The following is a 17,144-nucleotide window of genomic DNA, read 5'->3' on the forward strand; positions in this document are numbered from 1 at the left end:
AAATGAAAAAAAGTTACTTATTTACGTTACTTTTCGCACTGGTAGCTGGATTTACGTCTAATGCTCAAGTAGTGATCAGTCAAATTTATGGTGGTGGTGGTAATTCCGGCGCAACATATACAAATGATTTTATCGAGATATTCAATCGTGGTACTGTAGCACAAGACCTAACAGGATGGTCCGTGCAATATGCATCTGCGACAGGTACTTCATGGGCTGTTACAAATCTTACACCTGTTGTTTTATTACCAGGTCAATACTATCTTGTTCAAGAAGCCGCAGGCGGAACCCCAAGTGTTGCTTTACCAACTCCAGATGCAACAGGCACTATAGCTATGAGTGGCACAACAGGAAAAGTAATATTAGTAAATGTAACAACCGCTCAAACCGGAGTTAATCCTACTGGCACACAAATTATCGACAAAGTAGGTTTTGGAACAACTCCTAATGGTTTTGAAGGAACGGGTCCTACAGGAACTGTACTTTCCAATTCATTATCAGCACAAAGATTAAATGCTGGTTGCGTTGATGCAGATAACAATGCAACTGACTTTACTACAGGTACTCCTAGCGCAAGAAATACGCTAACTACGATTTCAATTTGCTCTACAGCGCCTTCAATTGCAATTACTTCTCCGGCAAATGCTGTGATACTATCTCCTGAAACAACTAATGTTAATGTGGGACTATCAGTAAGTAACTTTAATGTTGCAAATGGTACTGGTGACGGACACATACATTACACAATTAATGGCGGAGCTTTAGTAATGAAATATGACACTACGCCAATCGCAGTTCCAACTACCCCGGGAGCTTATACAGTATATGTAGAATTAGTAGACAATGCTCATGCTGCACTAGTTCCTGCAAAAAATGCTACGGTAACCTTTACAGTGGCTAGTTATACGAATGCAGTAACTTTAGCTGCTGTAAGAGCCGCAGGAGTTAATGCTTGGGTAAATTATACAGGTACCTCTATTGTTTCTTTCTCAAGACCTTTGTCTACAGGACGTAATCAAAAATACATTCAAGATGCCACAGTTGGTATATTGGTTGATGATAGTGCAGGACTAATAACAACAACATTTGCAGCTGGAGATGGAATTTCAAGCCTAAGAGGTCAATTAATAAACTTTAATGGCGTAATGGAATTTGTTCCTAATCAAGACGCAACAAAACCTTCAACTGGAAATGTTATTGCTCCACAAGTGGTTACACTTGCTGATATTGCAGCAAACATTGACGCTTACGAAAGCAGATTGGTACAAATTAACGGAGTTACTTTTGCTGCCGGTGACGGTACAGCAGTATTCACAGTTAACACTGACTATGTTATTAATGACCTTAATGCTTCGGTTTTCAGAACAATGTTTCCAACTACTGAAGTAGATTATATTGGAGCTGCAATTCCTCAAGGACCAAGAAATATTTCTGTATTAGTTTCTGAAAATAATGGTGTTGCGAGAGTTGCTGCCCGTTCTTTGGCTGACTTAACATTATCAAGAAATGATTTTGATGCAATTGATGGTTTATCCATGTATCCAAATCCATTATCAGGAAAAATATTAAACTTTTCTTCTGCTGCAAATGCAGATATGTCTATCAAAGTATATGATGTATTAGGAAAAGAAGTACTTTCTTCTAAAGTAATAAACAATACTGTTGTTGTTTCTAATTTGAATTCTGGTGTTTACATCGTGAAAATCACTGAAGAAGGAAAAACGGCTACAAGAAAATTAATCATCAGATAATTAATTTCTCTTATATTATTTTAAAAACTCCAATTGAAAAGTTGGAGTTTTTTTTATTTAATTACTTTTGTAAAAAACAATTCTTGATTACAGCTTCCGACATATTTAGTATTTCCAATCAAAAGCAATTTGAAAAAATAGCACTCAAAGTGTTTCGTTTTCAATATGACAATAACTTCGTTTACAACGAATTTTGCAATTATTTAAATATCAATAAACAAGAAGTCAAATCACTGGAGCAGATTCCATTTCTTCCAATACAGTTTTTCAAAAGCCATCAGGTAGTTTCCAATGAGAATCCTATTGAAGTCACTTTCACAAGCAGCGGAACCACAGGAATGATTACCAGCAAGCATTTGGTTACTGATGTGACTTTATATGAAGAAAGCTACCGCAGCGGTTTTTCGCAATTTTACGGAAACATCGAAGATTATGTCATTTTGGCATTGCTCCCGTCCTATTTGGAGCGCGAGGGTTCTTCATTAATTTATATGGTAGAGGATTTGATTCGAATGTCAAATAATCCCGATAGCGGATTTTATCTTCACAATCATGCAGAGTTGATTGAAAAACTAATCACTTTGGATAATGCCGGACAAAATGTTGTTTTAATTGGCGTAACATACGCTCTTTTAGATTTAATTGAAAAGAGAAGTTTCAAATTGCAAAATACCATCATCATGGAAACAGGAGGTATGAAAGGCAAACGAAAAGAAATGATTCGGGAAGAATTACACGAACAACTTTGCAAAGGTTTTGGCGTTTCTGCCATCCATTCTGAGTATGGAATGACCGAATTGTTATCGCAAGCCTATTCTTTAGGAAACGGAGTTTTTGAATGCCCGTCCTGGATGCAAATCCTTGTTCGCGATACCGAAGATGCTTTGAGTTATATCGACAACGGAAAAACGGGCGGAATCAACGTGATTGATTTGGCCAACATTAATTCCTGTTCTTTTATTGCCACACAGGATTTGGGCAAAAAATATCCCAACAATTCTTTCGAAGTATTGGGACGTTTTGATAATTCTGATATTCGGGGTTGCAATTTGATGATTTTGTAAAAAATTGTTCTTTATACAATTCTCAAAACAAAATAATTCTTCTTTCCTCTTTGCAACAATACAAACTGATTGTTGATTAAATCTTTTGTAGAAAGCACAAATTCTTCCGTAACTTTCTCTTTATTTACAGCAATTGAATTTTCTGCCAGCGCACGTCTTGCTTCTCCATTTGATTTTAAAAAGCCTGATTTTTCATTTAAAACGGTAACGATATCAATTCCGTTTTCGATATCCTCCTTTGCAATTTCAGCTTGAGGAACACCTTCGAAAACTTCTAAAAAAGTCGTTTCATCCAATTGTTTCAAATCTTCGGCAGTGGCATTTCCAAATAAAATATTGGAGGCTTTAATCGCTTTTTCTAAATCTTCTTTGGAGTGAACAAACGTAGTCAATTCCTCAGTTAATTTTCTTTGCAATACCCGTACATGAGGCGCTACATGGTGTTCTGCAATTAATGCATCAATAGCATCTTTATCTAAAAAAGTAAAAATCTTAATATATTTTTCCGCATCTACATCGGTTGTATTCAGCCAAAATTGGTAAAATTTATACACTGAAGTTTTATCGGCATCCAGCCAAATGTTTCCACCTTCCGATTTTCCGAATTTAGAACCATCAGCTTTCGTGATTAACGGACAAGTCATGGCGTAGGCTTTTGCTCCTTCATGATTCATTCTGCGCACCAATTCTGTTCCGGTTGTAATATTCCCCCATTGGTCTGAACCGCCCATTTGAAGCAAACAATTGTAATGCTTGTGCAAATGATAAAAATCGTATCCCTGAATTAACTGATAAGTGAATTCCGTGAAAGACATCCCCTCGCCTTCGCCAGATATACGTTTCTTTACCGATTCTTTGGCCATCATATAATTAACGGTGATTCTTTTTCCGACTTCTCTCACAAAATCAATAAAAGAAAACGTTTTCATCCAATCGTAATTGTTCACCAATATCGGGGCATTTACTGCTGTGGAATTAAAATCCAAAAAGCGGGACAAAACACGTTTTATTCCAGCTACATTTTTATCCAGAGTCGCTTCGTCCAATAAATTTCTTTCATCTGATTTTCCGGATGGATCACCAATCATACCGGTTGCTCCGCCTACAAGGGCAATTGGTTTATGACCATATTTCTCTAAATGAACCAAAAGTATAATCGGAACCAGACTTCCTATATGCAACGAATCCGAAGTTGGATCAAATCCGATATAAGTAACGGTCATTTCTTTCAATAATTGTTCTTCGGTTCCCGGCATAATATCATGAACCAAACCGCGCCATTGTAATTCTGCAACTATATTCTTCATTTTTAAATCAATTTGAGCAAAGATAAAATTTATTGTTGATTTCGGTAATTTGTTTATTCGGTAATTCAAAAAAATAATTCGTAATTGATAATTGATAATTCGTAATTTCGCAGCATGATTTTAATCACAGGCGCAACAGGTTTAGTGGGCTCGCATTTAGCACTTCATTTAATTGAAAATGGGGAATCTGTTCGTGCCATTTATAGAAATAAAGCATCTATAGACAAAACCAAATCTCTTTTTAATCTGTATCAAAAAGAAAATTTATTCGATAAAATCGAATGGATGGAAGCGGATATTACTGATGTTCCTGCTTTGGAAACTGCTTTTGAGAATATTGACTATGTGTATCATTGTGCGGCCTTAATTTCTTTTGATGGTGCATCCGAAGAACAACTTCGCAAAGTCAACATTGAAGGAACCGCAAACATCGTAAACCTTTCGGTTGCCAACAAAATAAAAAAGTTGTGCCATGTAAGCTCTATTGCCGCACTTGGCGATTTGGCACCACACGAAAGTATCGTTACCGAGGAAATAGAATGGAATCCTGAAAAGCCGCATAGCGATTATGCCATTTCAAAATATGGCGCGGAAATGGAAATTTGGCGTGGACAACAAGAAGGTTTGCAAATAGCAATCATAAATCCTGGTGTTATCATCGGACCTGGTTTTTGGGAACAAGGAAGTGGTGAAATTTTTTCGGCTGTAGCCAAAGGGTTGCATTTTTATACCAAAGGTTTTACCGGATTTGTTGCCGTTACGGATGTGGTTCAGCTATTAGTAAAAATAATGAAAAGTGACCCGGACAATAGCGAACAAGCAAAACAAATCAACGGAGAACGATTTATAGTTATTGCAGAAAATATTGCTTTTAGAGAAGTTCTGAATACAATTGCCGAGGCATTAAAAGTAAAAAACCCAACGCTATATGCCCCAATTTGGATGACAGAAATAGCTTGGAGAACAGACTGGATTTTATCAACTATTTTTAGACAGAAAACAAAGTTTTCAAAAGATACTGCAAGGGCATCGCACGCCACTATTTTATATTCAAACGAAAAAGTAAAAACAACATTACATCATGAATTCCGGGATGTAAAAGAATATATCACAGAAATTGTTGCTTTACAATCTAAACATTCTAAGTAGTTTTATCGAACTATTTGTGTTTCTGAATCTAACTTAGGCTTTTTAGTTGTATCGGTAACAGCCAGTTTTTCTTCCATTCTTTTGTTTACCCTGTCATATATGCTTTTGTACTTCTTAATATCAGAAGCATAATATTTATCATTTTTCGCAAACTGAAGGCTGTCTATTTTATATTTTTTATAAATATAATCATTCGGATTTATACTATGCGTTTCGAGAGGCGTCAGATTTTGAGATTTTATAGCTTCTAAAATTGCTAAATCATAAATAATATTAACCATAACATCCTCTTCAATAAGTTTGTCCGGTTTTTCTATGGCTGATTTTTGACAACTTGCAAAAACAGAAAATATCAAAAATAAAATGGCAATTTTTTTCATTTATAAATTTATTTATTTTTTAAAAGGCCCGTTCTCGCAAACCTTTTAAAAACAATATTAACGGTCAAACAATAATCTTTTACCGCAACGAATGTCTTTTACTTTGAAATTATGATAGACCAATTGTCCGTTTACAAAAGTATGCGTTATTCTTGATTTAAAAGTAAAATCTTCAAAAGGTGACCAGCCGCACTTGGAAAGAATATTCTCTTTCTTGACGCTCCATGGCAAACCCGGGTTTACGATAGCCAAATCGGCATAGAATCCTTCTTTTATAAATCCTCTTTTTTCAATTTTGAATATTTTCGCCGGATTGTGCGCCATTTTTTCAACGATTTTCTCCACCGAAATTTTTCCCTGATGGTGTGCTTCAAACATTGCCACTACGGCATGTTGAACCAATGGCCCTCCGGAAGGTGCTTTTAAATAGGATTGTTGTTTTTCCTCTAGGGTATGTGGTGCGTGGTCAGTAGCGATAACATCTATCCTGTCGTCAAGCAACGCTTCCCACAAAGCATCCCTGTCTTTGGCGGTCTTAATTGCTGGATTCCATTTGATAAAATTCCCTTTGGTGTCGTAATCATCATTGGTAAACCACAAATGATGTACACAAACTTCCGCGGTGATTTTCTTTTCTTCCAATGGGATTTTGTTTGTAAACAAATCCATCTCTTTTGCTGTCGAAAGATGAAAAATATGCAATCTCGCACCTGTTTTTTTGGCTAGTGCGACTGCTTTTGAAGAAGAAATATAACAGGCTTCTTCGCTCCGAATCAAATGATGAACCTGAACAGGAACTTCTTCGCCGTATTCCGCTTTATATTTTTCTAAATTATTTTTAATCGTTTCTTCATCTTCACAATGGACGGCAATCAACATTGGCGTACTTGAAAATATTCTTTCCAGAGTCGCTTCATTGTCCACCAACATGTTTCCGGTGGAAGAACCCAAAAATATTTTTATTCCCGCAACGTTTTTAGGATTGGTTTTTAATACCTCATCCAAATTATCGTTTGTTGCTCCCATCATAAACGAATAATTCGCATAGGATTTCTCGGCAGCTATCTGATATTTTTCTTCTAATATTTCTTGGGTAACGGCATTCGGAACCGTATTTGGCTGCTCAATAAACGACGTAATTCCTCCGGCAACAGCTGCGCTGGATTCAGAAGCAATGTCACCTTTATAGGTTAGCCCGGGTTCTCTAAAATGCACTTGATCATCGATTGCACCGGGAATTAAATAATTTCCTTCGGCATCAATAATCTTACAATCAGAGTATTTGGCACTGATATTTTCGGCAATTTCAACTATAAATTCGTTTTCGATTAAAACATCGCCTTCAAAAATAGTTCCTTCGTTGACAATTTTGGCATTCTTGATTAAAACCCTATTCATGTTATCTCTTTTCTTATAATCGATTAAAAAACTTTCTTATTCTAAGTGAAATTACTCCAAAAACGGCCTCTTTTATGATGGCATTGCTCATTTTGGATTCTCCTTTTGTTCTGTCGGTAAAAATAATCGGCACTTCAACAATTCGGAAATTTTTGGCATAAGCCCTATATTTCATTTCTATTTGAAAAGCATAACCAATAAATTTTATTTTATCTAAATTAATGGTTTCCAGAACTTTTCTCCTATAACACATAAATCCAGCAGTCGCATCATGAATTTTCATTCCGGTAATCATTTTCACATATACCGAAGCGAAATAGGACATCAATACACGGCTTAAAGGCCAATTGACCACATTAACCCCAGTCACATATCGCGAACCAATGGCAACATCGGCACCACCGAAATGGCAGGCATCGTATAATTTTTCCAAATCCATTGGATTATGGGAAAAATCCGCATCCATTTCGAAAATAAATTCATATTTTCGAGCCAAAGCCCATTTGAAACCATGCACATATGCTGTTCCGAGTCCGGATTTTTTTTCTCTTTTTTCTAAAAATAATTTGTTCCCAAATTGTTGTTGAAGTTCAATTACTTTATCAGCCGTTCGATCCGGTGAATTATCATCGACAATAAGAACGTGAAATGATTTATGCAAAGAAAGTACTGCTCTAACAATACTTTCTATATTTTCAATTTCGTTATAGGTGGGGATTATAACAAGGCTATCGCTCATATCTTGATGTGAATTTCGTCACAAAAATAAACTTTTTATATTTGCCGATTCTTAATAAAATTATAATAAATGAAAGCGATAAAAATTTAGTAATTTTGTACCGTTATGATTGAAAACGTACTTCATCCTCGAATAATTGAAAATAAAGACTGGGCAACCATTTTATTTGTCATGTCTTTTGCATTGATTGCTGTCACAAAATCTGTTTTTGAGAATAGATTCAGTGAGTTTTCAAGGTTGTTGGTGTCGGATAAATACATTAAAATTTATCGGGATAACAGCCAGTTAATGAGCTGGTTTAATATTACGCTGTTTATTGTTCATTTGATTTCTCTTGCTTTTTTTATACAATTGGCACTCCATTATTTCGGATATGCTTCAAAAACCGATTGGCTACTATACATTCAAATTGTCACTTTTCTTGGGGTTTTTATTTTGTCCAAATATCTGATTGAAAAAATCATTGCTACTTCATTTAATATTGAAGAATTTATAGAACAGTTCAATTTACAAAAAGTAAGTTACAGAACTTACATTGGCTTACTTCTTCTGCCGATTAACGTTATGCTCTTTTATAATAATAATGTGTCAAAAACGCTGATTTTCGCGATTATTGCTATTGTATTAATAATAAACTTATTGACTTATCTTGTTTCTTTAAAGAATTATCAAAACTTACTATTTAGCAAGATGTTTTATTTTATTTTGTATCTTTGCGCACTTGAAATAGCTCCCTACTATTTTATGTATTATTGGTTTACAAAAAGTTAGCATATTAGAAAATGTCAAATATGAAAGTGAAAACAATTTTGGTGTCACAACCCGAGCCTAAAGTAGAGAATTCCCCTTACTTTGAGCTTCAACAAAAGCATAAAATAAAAATTGATTTCAGACCTTTTATTCACGTTGAAGGAGTTAATGCGAAAGACATTAGACTACAAAAAATCGATATCAATCATTATACTGCAATTATCCTAACGAGTAAGAATTCTGTGGATCATTTTTTCAGGGTAGCTGAAGAAATGCGCTATAAAGTTCCTGAAGGATTAAAATATTTTTGCCAGTCGGAAGCCGTTGCTTTTTATCTGCAAAAATATGTAGTGTATAGAAAACGTAAGATTTATGTTGGTCAGAAAGATTTTGTCGATTTATCTCCATTGATAAAAAAATACAAGGACGAAAAATTCTTGTTACCGGCATCAGATCAATTGAATGCAGAAGCACCGAATACACTGAATAATTTAAAAGTAGACTGGACACAGGCTGTTTTTTATAAAACCGTAATGAGTGACTTGTCAGATTTGGCAGATGTTTATTATGATGTTTTGGCCTTTTTTAGTCCAACAGGAATCAAATCATTGTTTATGAATTTCCCTGATTTCGAACAAAATAATACCAGAATCGCTGTCTTCGGAAGTACTACTCAAAAAGAAGCTCTAGACCACGGATTGCGTGTGGACATTATGGCGCCTTCACCAGAAGCTCCATCCATGACTATGGCGCTTGAAAAATATATTGCAAAAGTAAATAAAGAAACCAAAGAGCCTAAAGAAAAATAATATCGATAGAAAAACTACTTTATAATTCATATAAAAAAGCTTTCAGAAAATATTTCTGAAAGCTTTTTTTATAGTTGAAAATAGAAACGGAATATATAATCCTGTCGTATCAGATTTTTAAATTTTTAAACATGAAATTTTATAAATATATCTACTACAATCTTTATAAGACTAGTAGAGTAGAAAATGCATCCCCAGAGATTCCGGTTATTGGTTTTATCTCATTTTGTCAAACTAACAATTTACTTTCATTATTAAATATTTTCTTCTTTTTTACACATATCAATAATAATTATGACATTCCAAAATATTATCTGGTAAGTATAATCGTTTTGTTTATTGTGAATTATTATTACTATGAGACAAAGAACAATAAAAAAATAATTATTGAAAACAGTAATTATGAATTAGGTAAATACACTTTTCTAGTTTATCTATATTTAGCGTTATCAGTCTTTCTAGCAGGGTATACTTATTATATTTATAAAGAATGGTAAAATATATTCCAGCCTGCACTGATCAAAAAAAGAGCCTTTCTTTCGAAAGACTCTTTGTATAATTAAAACTTTAGATTACAATTGTGGCCCTGCATTCACTAAGTTTTTACCTTCTTCGTTAACGGCATATTGTGCAAAGTTTTTGATGAACAATTGTGCCAAATCGGTAGCTTTTGCAGTCCATTCAGAAGCATCTGCATAAGTATCTCTTGGGTCTAAAATTTCTGTATGCACTCCTTCTAAAGCGGTTGGCACTTCTAAATTAAAGATTGGAATAATTTGTGTATCTGCTTTTTCCATAGAACCATCAAGAATCCTGTCGATGATTGCACGGGTGTCTTTAATAGAAATACGTTTTCCTGTTCCGTTCCAGCCTGTATTAACCATATAAGCCGTAGCGTTGTGTTCCTCCATTTTCTTTACCAATTCTTCTCCGTATTTTGTAGGATGTAACGAAAGGAAAGCTTTACCAAAACAAGCCGAGAATGTTGGCTCTGGTTTTGTAACTCCGCGTTCTGTTCCGGCTAATTTTGCCGTAAATCCTGACAAGAAGAAATATTTGGTTTGTTCCGGAGTTAATTTAGAAACCGGAGGCATTACACCAAAAGCATCCGCAGTAAGGAAGATTACTTTTGAAGCGTGACCCGCTTTTGAAACTGGTTTTACAATATTATCAATATGATAAATCGGATAAGAAACACGCGTATTTTGGGTAACCGAACCATCGGTGAAATCAATTTTACCATCTGCGTCAAGCGTAACATTTTCTAATAATGCGTCACGTCGAATTGCATTATGGATATCCGGTTCGTTTATTTTACTTAAGTCAATCGTTTTTGCATAGCAACCTCCTTCAAAGTTGAAAACACCGTCGTTATCCCATCCGTGTTCATCGTCACCGATTAGTTCCCGTTTTGGATCAGTCGATAAAGTTGTTTTTCCTGTTCCTGATAATCCAAAGAAAACGGCAACATCACCCTCTGCTCCTTTGTTAGCCGAACAGTGCATAGACGCGATTCCTTTTAATGGCAAGTAATAGTTCATCATCGAGAACAATCCTTTTTTCATTTCGCCACCATACCAACTTCCGCCAATTAACTGAATTTTTTCGGTTAAATTGAACGCTACATACACTTCAGAATTTAATCCGTGTGCCGCATAATCCTTGAAACTTGTTTTAGAACCGTTCATTACAATGAAATCAGGCTCTCCAAAATTCTCTAATTCTGCTTCAGTAGGACGAATAAACATGTTTTTTACGAAATGCGCCTGCCAAGCTACTTCCATGATGAAACGCACTTTTAAGCGAGAGTTTTCATTCGCACCGCAAAAAGCATCTACCACATATAATCTTTTTCCAGAAAGTTCCTTAACTGTTGTTTCTTTTAAGGCATTCCAAGTATCTTGTGAAATTGGTTTGTTGTCGTTCACTGCTTTATCAGAAGTCCACCAAATAGTATCTTTCGTAACAGCGTCTTCAACAATATATTTATCTTTTGGAGATCTTCCCGTGAAAACACCGGTCATCACATTAACAGCACCAAGTTCTGATAATTGTCCTTTCTCGAAACCTTCCAGATCAGGATTTAATTCTTCGTTGTATAAAAATTCATACGACGGATTATAGATTATATTTTCGGTGTTTTTTATACCATATTTTTCTAACGAAATCGATATAGTAGATAGACTGTTATGCGTCATAACTTTTATTATTTGTATATTATTATTGTGTAGTTGTAGTTATTACTCTGCGTTATTCTATTGCTAAGCAATATTGACCGCAAAAGTAAAAATTATATTTCAGATATGATTTTTTTAACGGAATATTATGCCTTTTTCTTCAAAATATTTAAAAACAAAATGAACCAGGCCAAAATCAGCAATAAACCACCAATTGGCGTTATGAAGCCAATCACTTTAAAATCAAAAGCAGTTAAACTATTGGTGGCTAATAAATAAATGGAACCTGAAAAGAAGATTACACCTGTTATTACCAAATACAATATCGTTTTTTTTGCTTTCTCAGAAATCAGATTTGTGGTTCCGATGAAAAGCAAAAAAAGCGCATGATACATTTGATATTTTACACCCGTTTCAAAAGTGTTCAACTCATCAAGATTCAGGACTTTCTTTAAAGCATGCGCTCCAAAAGCACCCAAAACAATTGTTATCATCCCTAATAAAGCCGCAGTTGAAATAATTTTTCGTTCCATTTTTATAGATTTGTAAAATAGAAGACAAAAATATATGTTCTGTGATGAAATTTGTGTCTTTTGTAAAAATAATTAGCACTATGGCCCTAAAAAATAATGATACATTTGCAACTTAAAAAAAGAAACAAAATAAGAACTGAATTAATTTTCATTCTAAATAAACCATTAACTCACGATTTTTCATCATAAGTCTTTTTTTTGCAGTTTTAAAATTTTTATAAATATAACAAATTCATACATTTGTGTTATATTACAAACCCCATGAGAAACATCCTAATTATCGGAGCCGGGAGATCGGCTTCTTCGTTAATAAAGTACTTATTAAACAAAGCCGTCCAGGAAAACCTACACCTTACTATTGGCGACTTATCTTTAGCTTTAGCGCAAAAAAAAACCAACAATCATCCCAATGCCACAGCGATTGCTTTGGATATTTTTGATAAAAACCAGAGAAATACTGAAATTCAAAAAGCCGACATCGTTATTTCGATGCTGCCGGCACACCTGCATATTGAGGTGGCGAAAGATTGTATTGTTTATAAAAAACACATGGTTACCGCATCTTATATCAGCGATGCCATGCTGGAACTGGATGCTGCTGCCAAAGAAAATAACTTGATTTTCATGAACGAAATTGGTCTCGATCCCGGGATTGACCACATGAGTGCCATGAAAATTATTGATGAAGTTCATGATCAGGGCGGAAAAATGATTTTATTCGAATCGTTCTGTGGCGGATTAGTCGCACCCGAATCGGATAATAATCTATGGAATTACAAATTTACCTGGGCTCCAAGAAACGTAGTGCTTGCAGGACAAGGCGGCGCGGCGAAATTCATTCAGGAAGGCACTTATAAATACATTCCGTATCACAAATTATTCCGTAGAACGGAGTTTATGGAAGTTGAAGGTTACGGTAGATTCGAAGGCTATGCCAACCGTGATTCCCTAAAATACCGAAGCATTTATGGTCTTGACGATGTTCTTACTTTGTATCGTGGTACTCTGAGAAGAGTTGGTTTTTCAAAAGCTTGGGACATGTTTGTTCAATTAGGGATGACGGATGACAGCTATATTGTCGACAACACGGAAACCATGAGTTACCGCAGTTTCGTGAATTTATTCTTACCCTATCATCCTACAGATTCGGTCGCTATTAAATTGCGCCATGTCCTTAAAATCGATCAGGATGATGTGATGTGGGACAAATTGGTAGAATTAGACCTTTTCAATCCTAATAAAATCGTTGGTTTAAAAAATGTTACTCCTGCCCAAATTTTAGAAAAAATCCTTACTGACAGTTGGACATTGCAACCGGATGACAAAGACATGATTGTGATGTACCACAAATTTGGTTTTGAAATCAATGGTGTAAAAAAACAAATCGATTCTAAAATGGTGTGCCTTGGCGATGACCAAACGTATACCGCAATGGCAAAAACCGTAGGTTTACCGGTGGCTATGGCGACTTTACAAATCCTAAACGGAAATATCAAAACACCTGGAGTACAATTACCGATTAACAAAGAAGTCTACTTGCCGATTTTGAAAGAACTGGAAGAATTTGGCGTGGTATTCCATGAAAAAGAAATGCATTACGAAGGGTATAACCCGAATGGTGTGATTGGCTAATTGTGTCATTTGAAGCTAATCCTGCTTTACATTACAATCTTTTTATTTTTGGTAGCAAAAATAAAAAGGATTTCCATTTCAATCAGGGCTAAAAAATTAAAAAGCCGTTATTTGTTTCTAAATAACGGCTTTTTTGTATTTTTACTTTTCTACTCAAACTATAAATTAAATTTTAATTACAAATTATAAGTTATGAAAATTAACGCCCATACGGTAGAAATCGACGGTATCGACAAAGAAATATTGCGTTTCCTGATGGATGATGCCCGAAAACCGATACTTCAAATTGCCAATAAAATCGGGATTTCGGGAGCTGCCATTCACCAGCGGTTGCGAAAACTGGAACAATCAGGCGTGATTTCGGGTTCGAAGTTCATGGTCAGCAATAAGGTTTTGGGCTATAACACGATGGCTTTTGTTGGCATTTATTTAGACAAAGCCGCTCGAAACCCGGAAACGGTAAAAGAGCTGAAGAAAATCCCTGAAGTGTTAGAGTGTCATTATACAACCGGAAACTGGTCGATTTTGATAAAAATAATCTGTCGGGATAATGAACATCTGATGCAATTATTAAACACCAAAATCCAGGCGATTGAAGGCGTTTCGAGAACAGAAACGTTTATTTCTTTAGACCAGCAAATTGAACGACAGATACAGTTGTAGTTTTTTAGTAATCTGAAAAATCTATAAAAATTCAAATGAAAAATCTTTTAGCCCCGATGGGAGCAAGTATCCTTTTTATTCTTTCTTTAAGAATAAAAAGATACTGCGGACAGCGGGAATTGCATTTATAAAAAAGCCCGGACTTTTCGCTCCAAAAAAAAATCCGCAACTTTCGATGCGGATTTTCTATTTATTTTACTGAAATTATCTTCTGTTCATGTAAATCATAACGTAATACAATAACGTTGCGATGGATCCGATGGCAGCGACAACGTAAGTTCTTGCAGCCCATTTCAATGAATCTTTTGCTCCTGCGTGTTCCTCACGGGTCAACATATTTTTGTTTTCCAACCAAGCCAAAGCCCTATGACTCGCATCATATTCTACCGGCAAAGTGATAATTGAGAACAAAGTTGTTGCTGCGAAAACCACGATTCCGATTAATAATAAGGACGGAAACGTTTTTATTAAAAGAATCCCGGCAATCAGAATCCATTGTACATAATTCGAGGCTACGCTTACCACGGGAACCAATTTGGAACGCATGGTTAACCAACTGTAAGCTGTGGCATGTTGCACGGCGTGACCACATTCGTGGGCAGCAACGGCAGCTGCGGCAGCATTTCTTTGGTTATAAACCGCTTCGCTTAAATTGACTGTTTTATCAAGCGGATTGTAATGATCCGTTAATCGTCCTGGAGTTGAGATGACTCTCACGTCGCGAATTCCGTGATCGGCTAGCATTTTTTCGGCGATTTCGGCACCGGACATTCCATTTTGCAAATGCAGTTTAGAATACTTTTCGAACTTATTTTTCAATCGGTTGCTGACCAACCAACTGACTAACATAATTAAACCTATTAATATCCAATACATAATTTTTATTTTTAAAATATAAAGTTTGTAAACCTATAGCAAATTACAAGCCAATTTTTAGCACTGCAATTTTGTCATTATCCGACCAAGTTAATAATTTTTCCCGGAACTATAATCACTTTGTTTGGCGTTCTTCCTTCGAGTTGCTTGATGGTTCTTTCGTCTTTCATGATGATTTCCTCGATTTGTTCCTTGGTTAAATCCAAAGGCAATTCGATGGTGAAACGCATTTTCCCGTTGAAAGAAACCGGATATTCCTTGCTGCTTTCTATTAAATGTTTCGCATCAAATATTGGAAAAGCAACCGTAGAAACCGAACCGGAATTCCCTAATTGACTCCATAATTCTTCAGCAATATGCGGTGCGTAAGGCGAAATCAAAATCGCTAACGGTTCCAAAATCGCACGTTCATGACAATTTTGCGTCGATAATTCATTCACACAAATCATAAACTGGCTTACTGAAGTATTGAAAGAGAAATTCTCAATATCCTCGGTGGTTTTCTTGATGGTTTTGTGTAAGGTTTTCAAACTTTCTTTCGATGGTTCATTATTGGTTATGATTAAACCATTATGTTCATCAAAATACAAACGCCACAGTTTTTTCAGGAATCCGAAAACGCCCGTAATTCCAGCGGTGTTCCAGGGTTTTGCTTGTTCTAATGGGCCTAGGAACATTTCGTATAAACGAAGCGTGTCGGCTCCGTAATCATTACAAATGTCGTCTGGCGTAACTACGTTGTATTTTGATTTGGACATTTTTTCGACTTCGCGTCCAACGATGTATTTTCCAGATTCTTCAGTGATGAAGGTTGCGTCTTTATAATCTTGATTTAAAGGATGATTTTTAAATTTTTCAATAACTAATTCATCTGAAGAATTAACAAGATTAACATCAACGTGAATTGGTGTAAAATGACCCCAATGTGCTTCCGAATCTCCCACATTCCTATGAAAACTTCTCAAATCTAAATATACTTTTCTAGTATTCTCATTAATTTCAGAAATAAGCATTTTCTCTTTAACTGCATTCTCTATCAACCCTTTACTTATAAATATACTTTTGCGAGTTGAATTAATTGAATCATCTTTCAAACCATATTCCCATCTATAGACAAAAGCACTCATCCCCAAAATCATTCCCTGATTAATTAGTTTTTTGAACGGTTCTTCGGTTGGTGCAAATCCTTTGTCTTTCAAAAATTTATTCCAAAAACGGGAATACAATAAATGTCCGGTCGCGTGTTCGCTTCCGCCAATGTATAAATCCACATTTTGCCAATAGGCAAGTGCTTCTTTACTCGCAAATTCGTTTTCGTTGTGCGCATCCATATAACGCATCCAATACCACGAACTTCCCGCCCAACCCGGCATCGTGTTCAATTCTAATGGATGGATAGTTTTGTTATCAATCAAATCATTATTTACTATTTGATTGGTTTCGGTGTTCCAGGCCCAAACGGTGGCGTTGCCTAATGGCGGTTGTCCGTCTTCGGTTGGCAAGTATTTTTCTACTTCCGGTAAGGCGATTGGCAAATGTTTCGCATCAATCATTTGCGGCAATCCATTTACATAATAAACCGGAAACGGTTCTCCCCAATATCTCTGGCGGGAGAAAACGGCATCACGCAAACGGTAATTCGTTTTACCTTGTCCTTGGCTTATTTTTTCTAATTCTTCGATTACTTTCTTGGTCGCTTCTTTGTAATTCAATCCGTTTAGGAAACCGGAATTGGCCAAAATCACATTCTCTTTCGATCCGTAGGCTTCTTTTGAAATATCCACATCGGCAAAAATGTTTTTGATTTCCGGCATTCCGTTTTGCCCTTTGAAGAAATTCGCAAAAGCATAATCTCTTTCGTCGCCACAAGGAACCGCCATAACTGCGCCTGTTCCATAACCAGCCAAAACATAATC

Annotated in this window: 15 protein-coding genes; 7 read left to right on the forward strand and 8 right to left on the reverse strand. The window is 35.7% G+C overall.

Annotated elements, in window-relative coordinates:
* The first annotated feature begins 2 nt into the window (after nt 1–2).
* Together VI621_RS00440 and VI621_RS00445 are read left to right on the forward strand one after the other, a co-directional pair.
* Entirely contained in the window at nt 3–1,751 is a 1,749-nt protein-coding gene (locus VI621_RS00440) for a T9SS type A sorting domain-containing protein (protein WP_324216416.1), read from the forward strand.
* A gap of 83 nt (nt 1,752–1,834) precedes the next feature.
* Nucleotides 1,835–2,815: an acyl transferase gene (locus VI621_RS00445; protein WP_324216417.1), complete on the forward strand. Its 981-nt coding sequence runs from the start codon at nt 1,835–1,837 to the stop codon at nt 2,813–2,815.
* Nucleotides 2,816–2,826: 11 nt separating this feature from the next.
* Here VI621_RS00445 and tyrS read toward each other — a convergent pair whose 3' ends face one another.
* Complete coding sequence (tyrS, locus tag VI621_RS00450; RefSeq protein ID WP_324216418.1) at nt 2,827–4,122, reverse strand: tyrosine--tRNA ligase; 1,296 nt, start codon at nt 4,120–4,122, stop codon at nt 2,827–2,829.
* A gap of 114 nt (nt 4,123–4,236) precedes the next feature.
* Between tyrS and VI621_RS00455 the strand changes: the two genes are divergently transcribed.
* Nucleotides 4,237–5,271 carry an NAD-dependent epimerase/dehydratase family protein gene (locus VI621_RS00455; RefSeq protein WP_324216419.1) on the forward strand — a complete coding sequence of 345 codons (1,035 nt, stop codon included), beginning with the start codon at nt 4,237–4,239 and terminating at the stop codon, nt 5,269–5,271.
* A gap of 2 nt (nt 5,272–5,273) precedes the next feature.
* Here the strand turns inward: VI621_RS00455 and VI621_RS00460 are convergent, their stop codons facing one another.
* The 3 genes from VI621_RS00460 to VI621_RS00470 are packed head-to-tail and all read right to left on the reverse strand — an operon-like array spanning nt 5,274 to nt 7,788.
* Nucleotides 5,274–5,651: a DUF4296 domain-containing protein gene (locus VI621_RS00460; protein ID WP_324216420.1), complete on the reverse strand. Its 378-nt coding sequence runs from the start codon at nt 5,649–5,651 to the stop codon at nt 5,274–5,276.
* A 57-nt stretch (nt 5,652–5,708) separates the two neighbouring features.
* Nucleotides 5,709–7,049 (reverse strand): dihydroorotase, encoded by a 1,341-nt coding sequence (locus tag VI621_RS00465; RefSeq protein WP_324216421.1) that lies wholly within the window; start codon nt 7,047–7,049, stop codon nt 5,709–5,711.
* A 13-nt stretch (nt 7,050–7,062) separates the two neighbouring features.
* Nucleotides 7,063–7,788, reverse strand: coding sequence for a polyprenol monophosphomannose synthase (locus VI621_RS00470; protein WP_324216422.1), 726 nt, complete (start codon nt 7,786–7,788; stop codon nt 7,063–7,065).
* A gap of 105 nt (nt 7,789–7,893) precedes the next feature.
* On the opposite strand from VI621_RS00470, the gene VI621_RS00475 reads away from it, so the two are divergent.
* Both VI621_RS00475 and VI621_RS00480 read left to right on the forward strand, forming a co-directional pair.
* Nucleotides 7,894–8,559: a DUF4271 domain-containing protein gene (locus VI621_RS00475; protein ID WP_324216423.1), complete on the forward strand. Its 666-nt coding sequence runs from the start codon at nt 7,894–7,896 to the stop codon at nt 8,557–8,559.
* A gap of 20 nt (nt 8,560–8,579) precedes the next feature.
* Entirely contained in the window at nt 8,580–9,347 is a 768-nt protein-coding gene (locus tag VI621_RS00480) for a uroporphyrinogen-III synthase (protein WP_324216424.1), read from the forward strand.
* 572 nt (nt 9,348–9,919) lie between these two features.
* On the opposite strand, the gene pckA is transcribed toward VI621_RS00480, so the two are convergent.
* Nucleotides 9,920–11,545: a phosphoenolpyruvate carboxykinase (ATP) gene (gene pckA / locus VI621_RS00485; protein ID WP_324216425.1), complete on the reverse strand. Its 1,626-nt coding sequence runs from the start codon at nt 11,543–11,545 to the stop codon at nt 9,920–9,922.
* A gap of 125 nt (nt 11,546–11,670) precedes the next feature.
* Entirely contained in the window at nt 11,671–12,057 is a 387-nt protein-coding gene (locus VI621_RS00490; protein ID WP_324216426.1) for a DUF423 domain-containing protein, read from the reverse strand.
* Nucleotides 12,058–12,318: 261 nt separating this feature from the next.
* Between VI621_RS00490 and VI621_RS00495 the strand changes: the two genes are divergently transcribed.
* Nucleotides 12,319–13,689, forward strand: a complete 1,371-nt coding sequence (locus VI621_RS00495; RefSeq protein ID WP_324216427.1) for a saccharopine dehydrogenase family protein — start codon at nt 12,319–12,321, stop codon at nt 13,687–13,689.
* Between the two features lie 192 nt (nt 13,690–13,881).
* A complete protein-coding gene (locus tag VI621_RS00500; protein WP_324216428.1) occupies nt 13,882–14,352 on the forward strand; it encodes an Lrp/AsnC family transcriptional regulator in 471 nt (156 codons plus the stop codon).
* Nucleotides 14,353–14,556: 204 nt separating this feature from the next.
* Here VI621_RS00500 and VI621_RS00505 read toward each other — a convergent pair whose 3' ends face one another.
* On the reverse strand, nt 14,557–15,228 hold the full coding sequence (locus tag VI621_RS00505) for a zinc metallopeptidase (RefSeq protein ID WP_324216429.1): 672 nt from the start codon (nt 15,226–15,228) through the stop codon (nt 14,557–14,559).
* A gap of 77 nt (nt 15,229–15,305) precedes the next feature.
* On the reverse strand, nt 15,306–17,144 hold a 1,839-nt coding region (locus tag VI621_RS00510), incomplete at its 5' end, for a class I tRNA ligase family protein (protein WP_324216430.1).

Source organism: Flavobacterium sp. (genome assembly GCF_035292545.1).
GTDB lineage: Bacteria > Bacteroidota > Bacteroidia > Flavobacteriales > Flavobacteriaceae > Flavobacterium.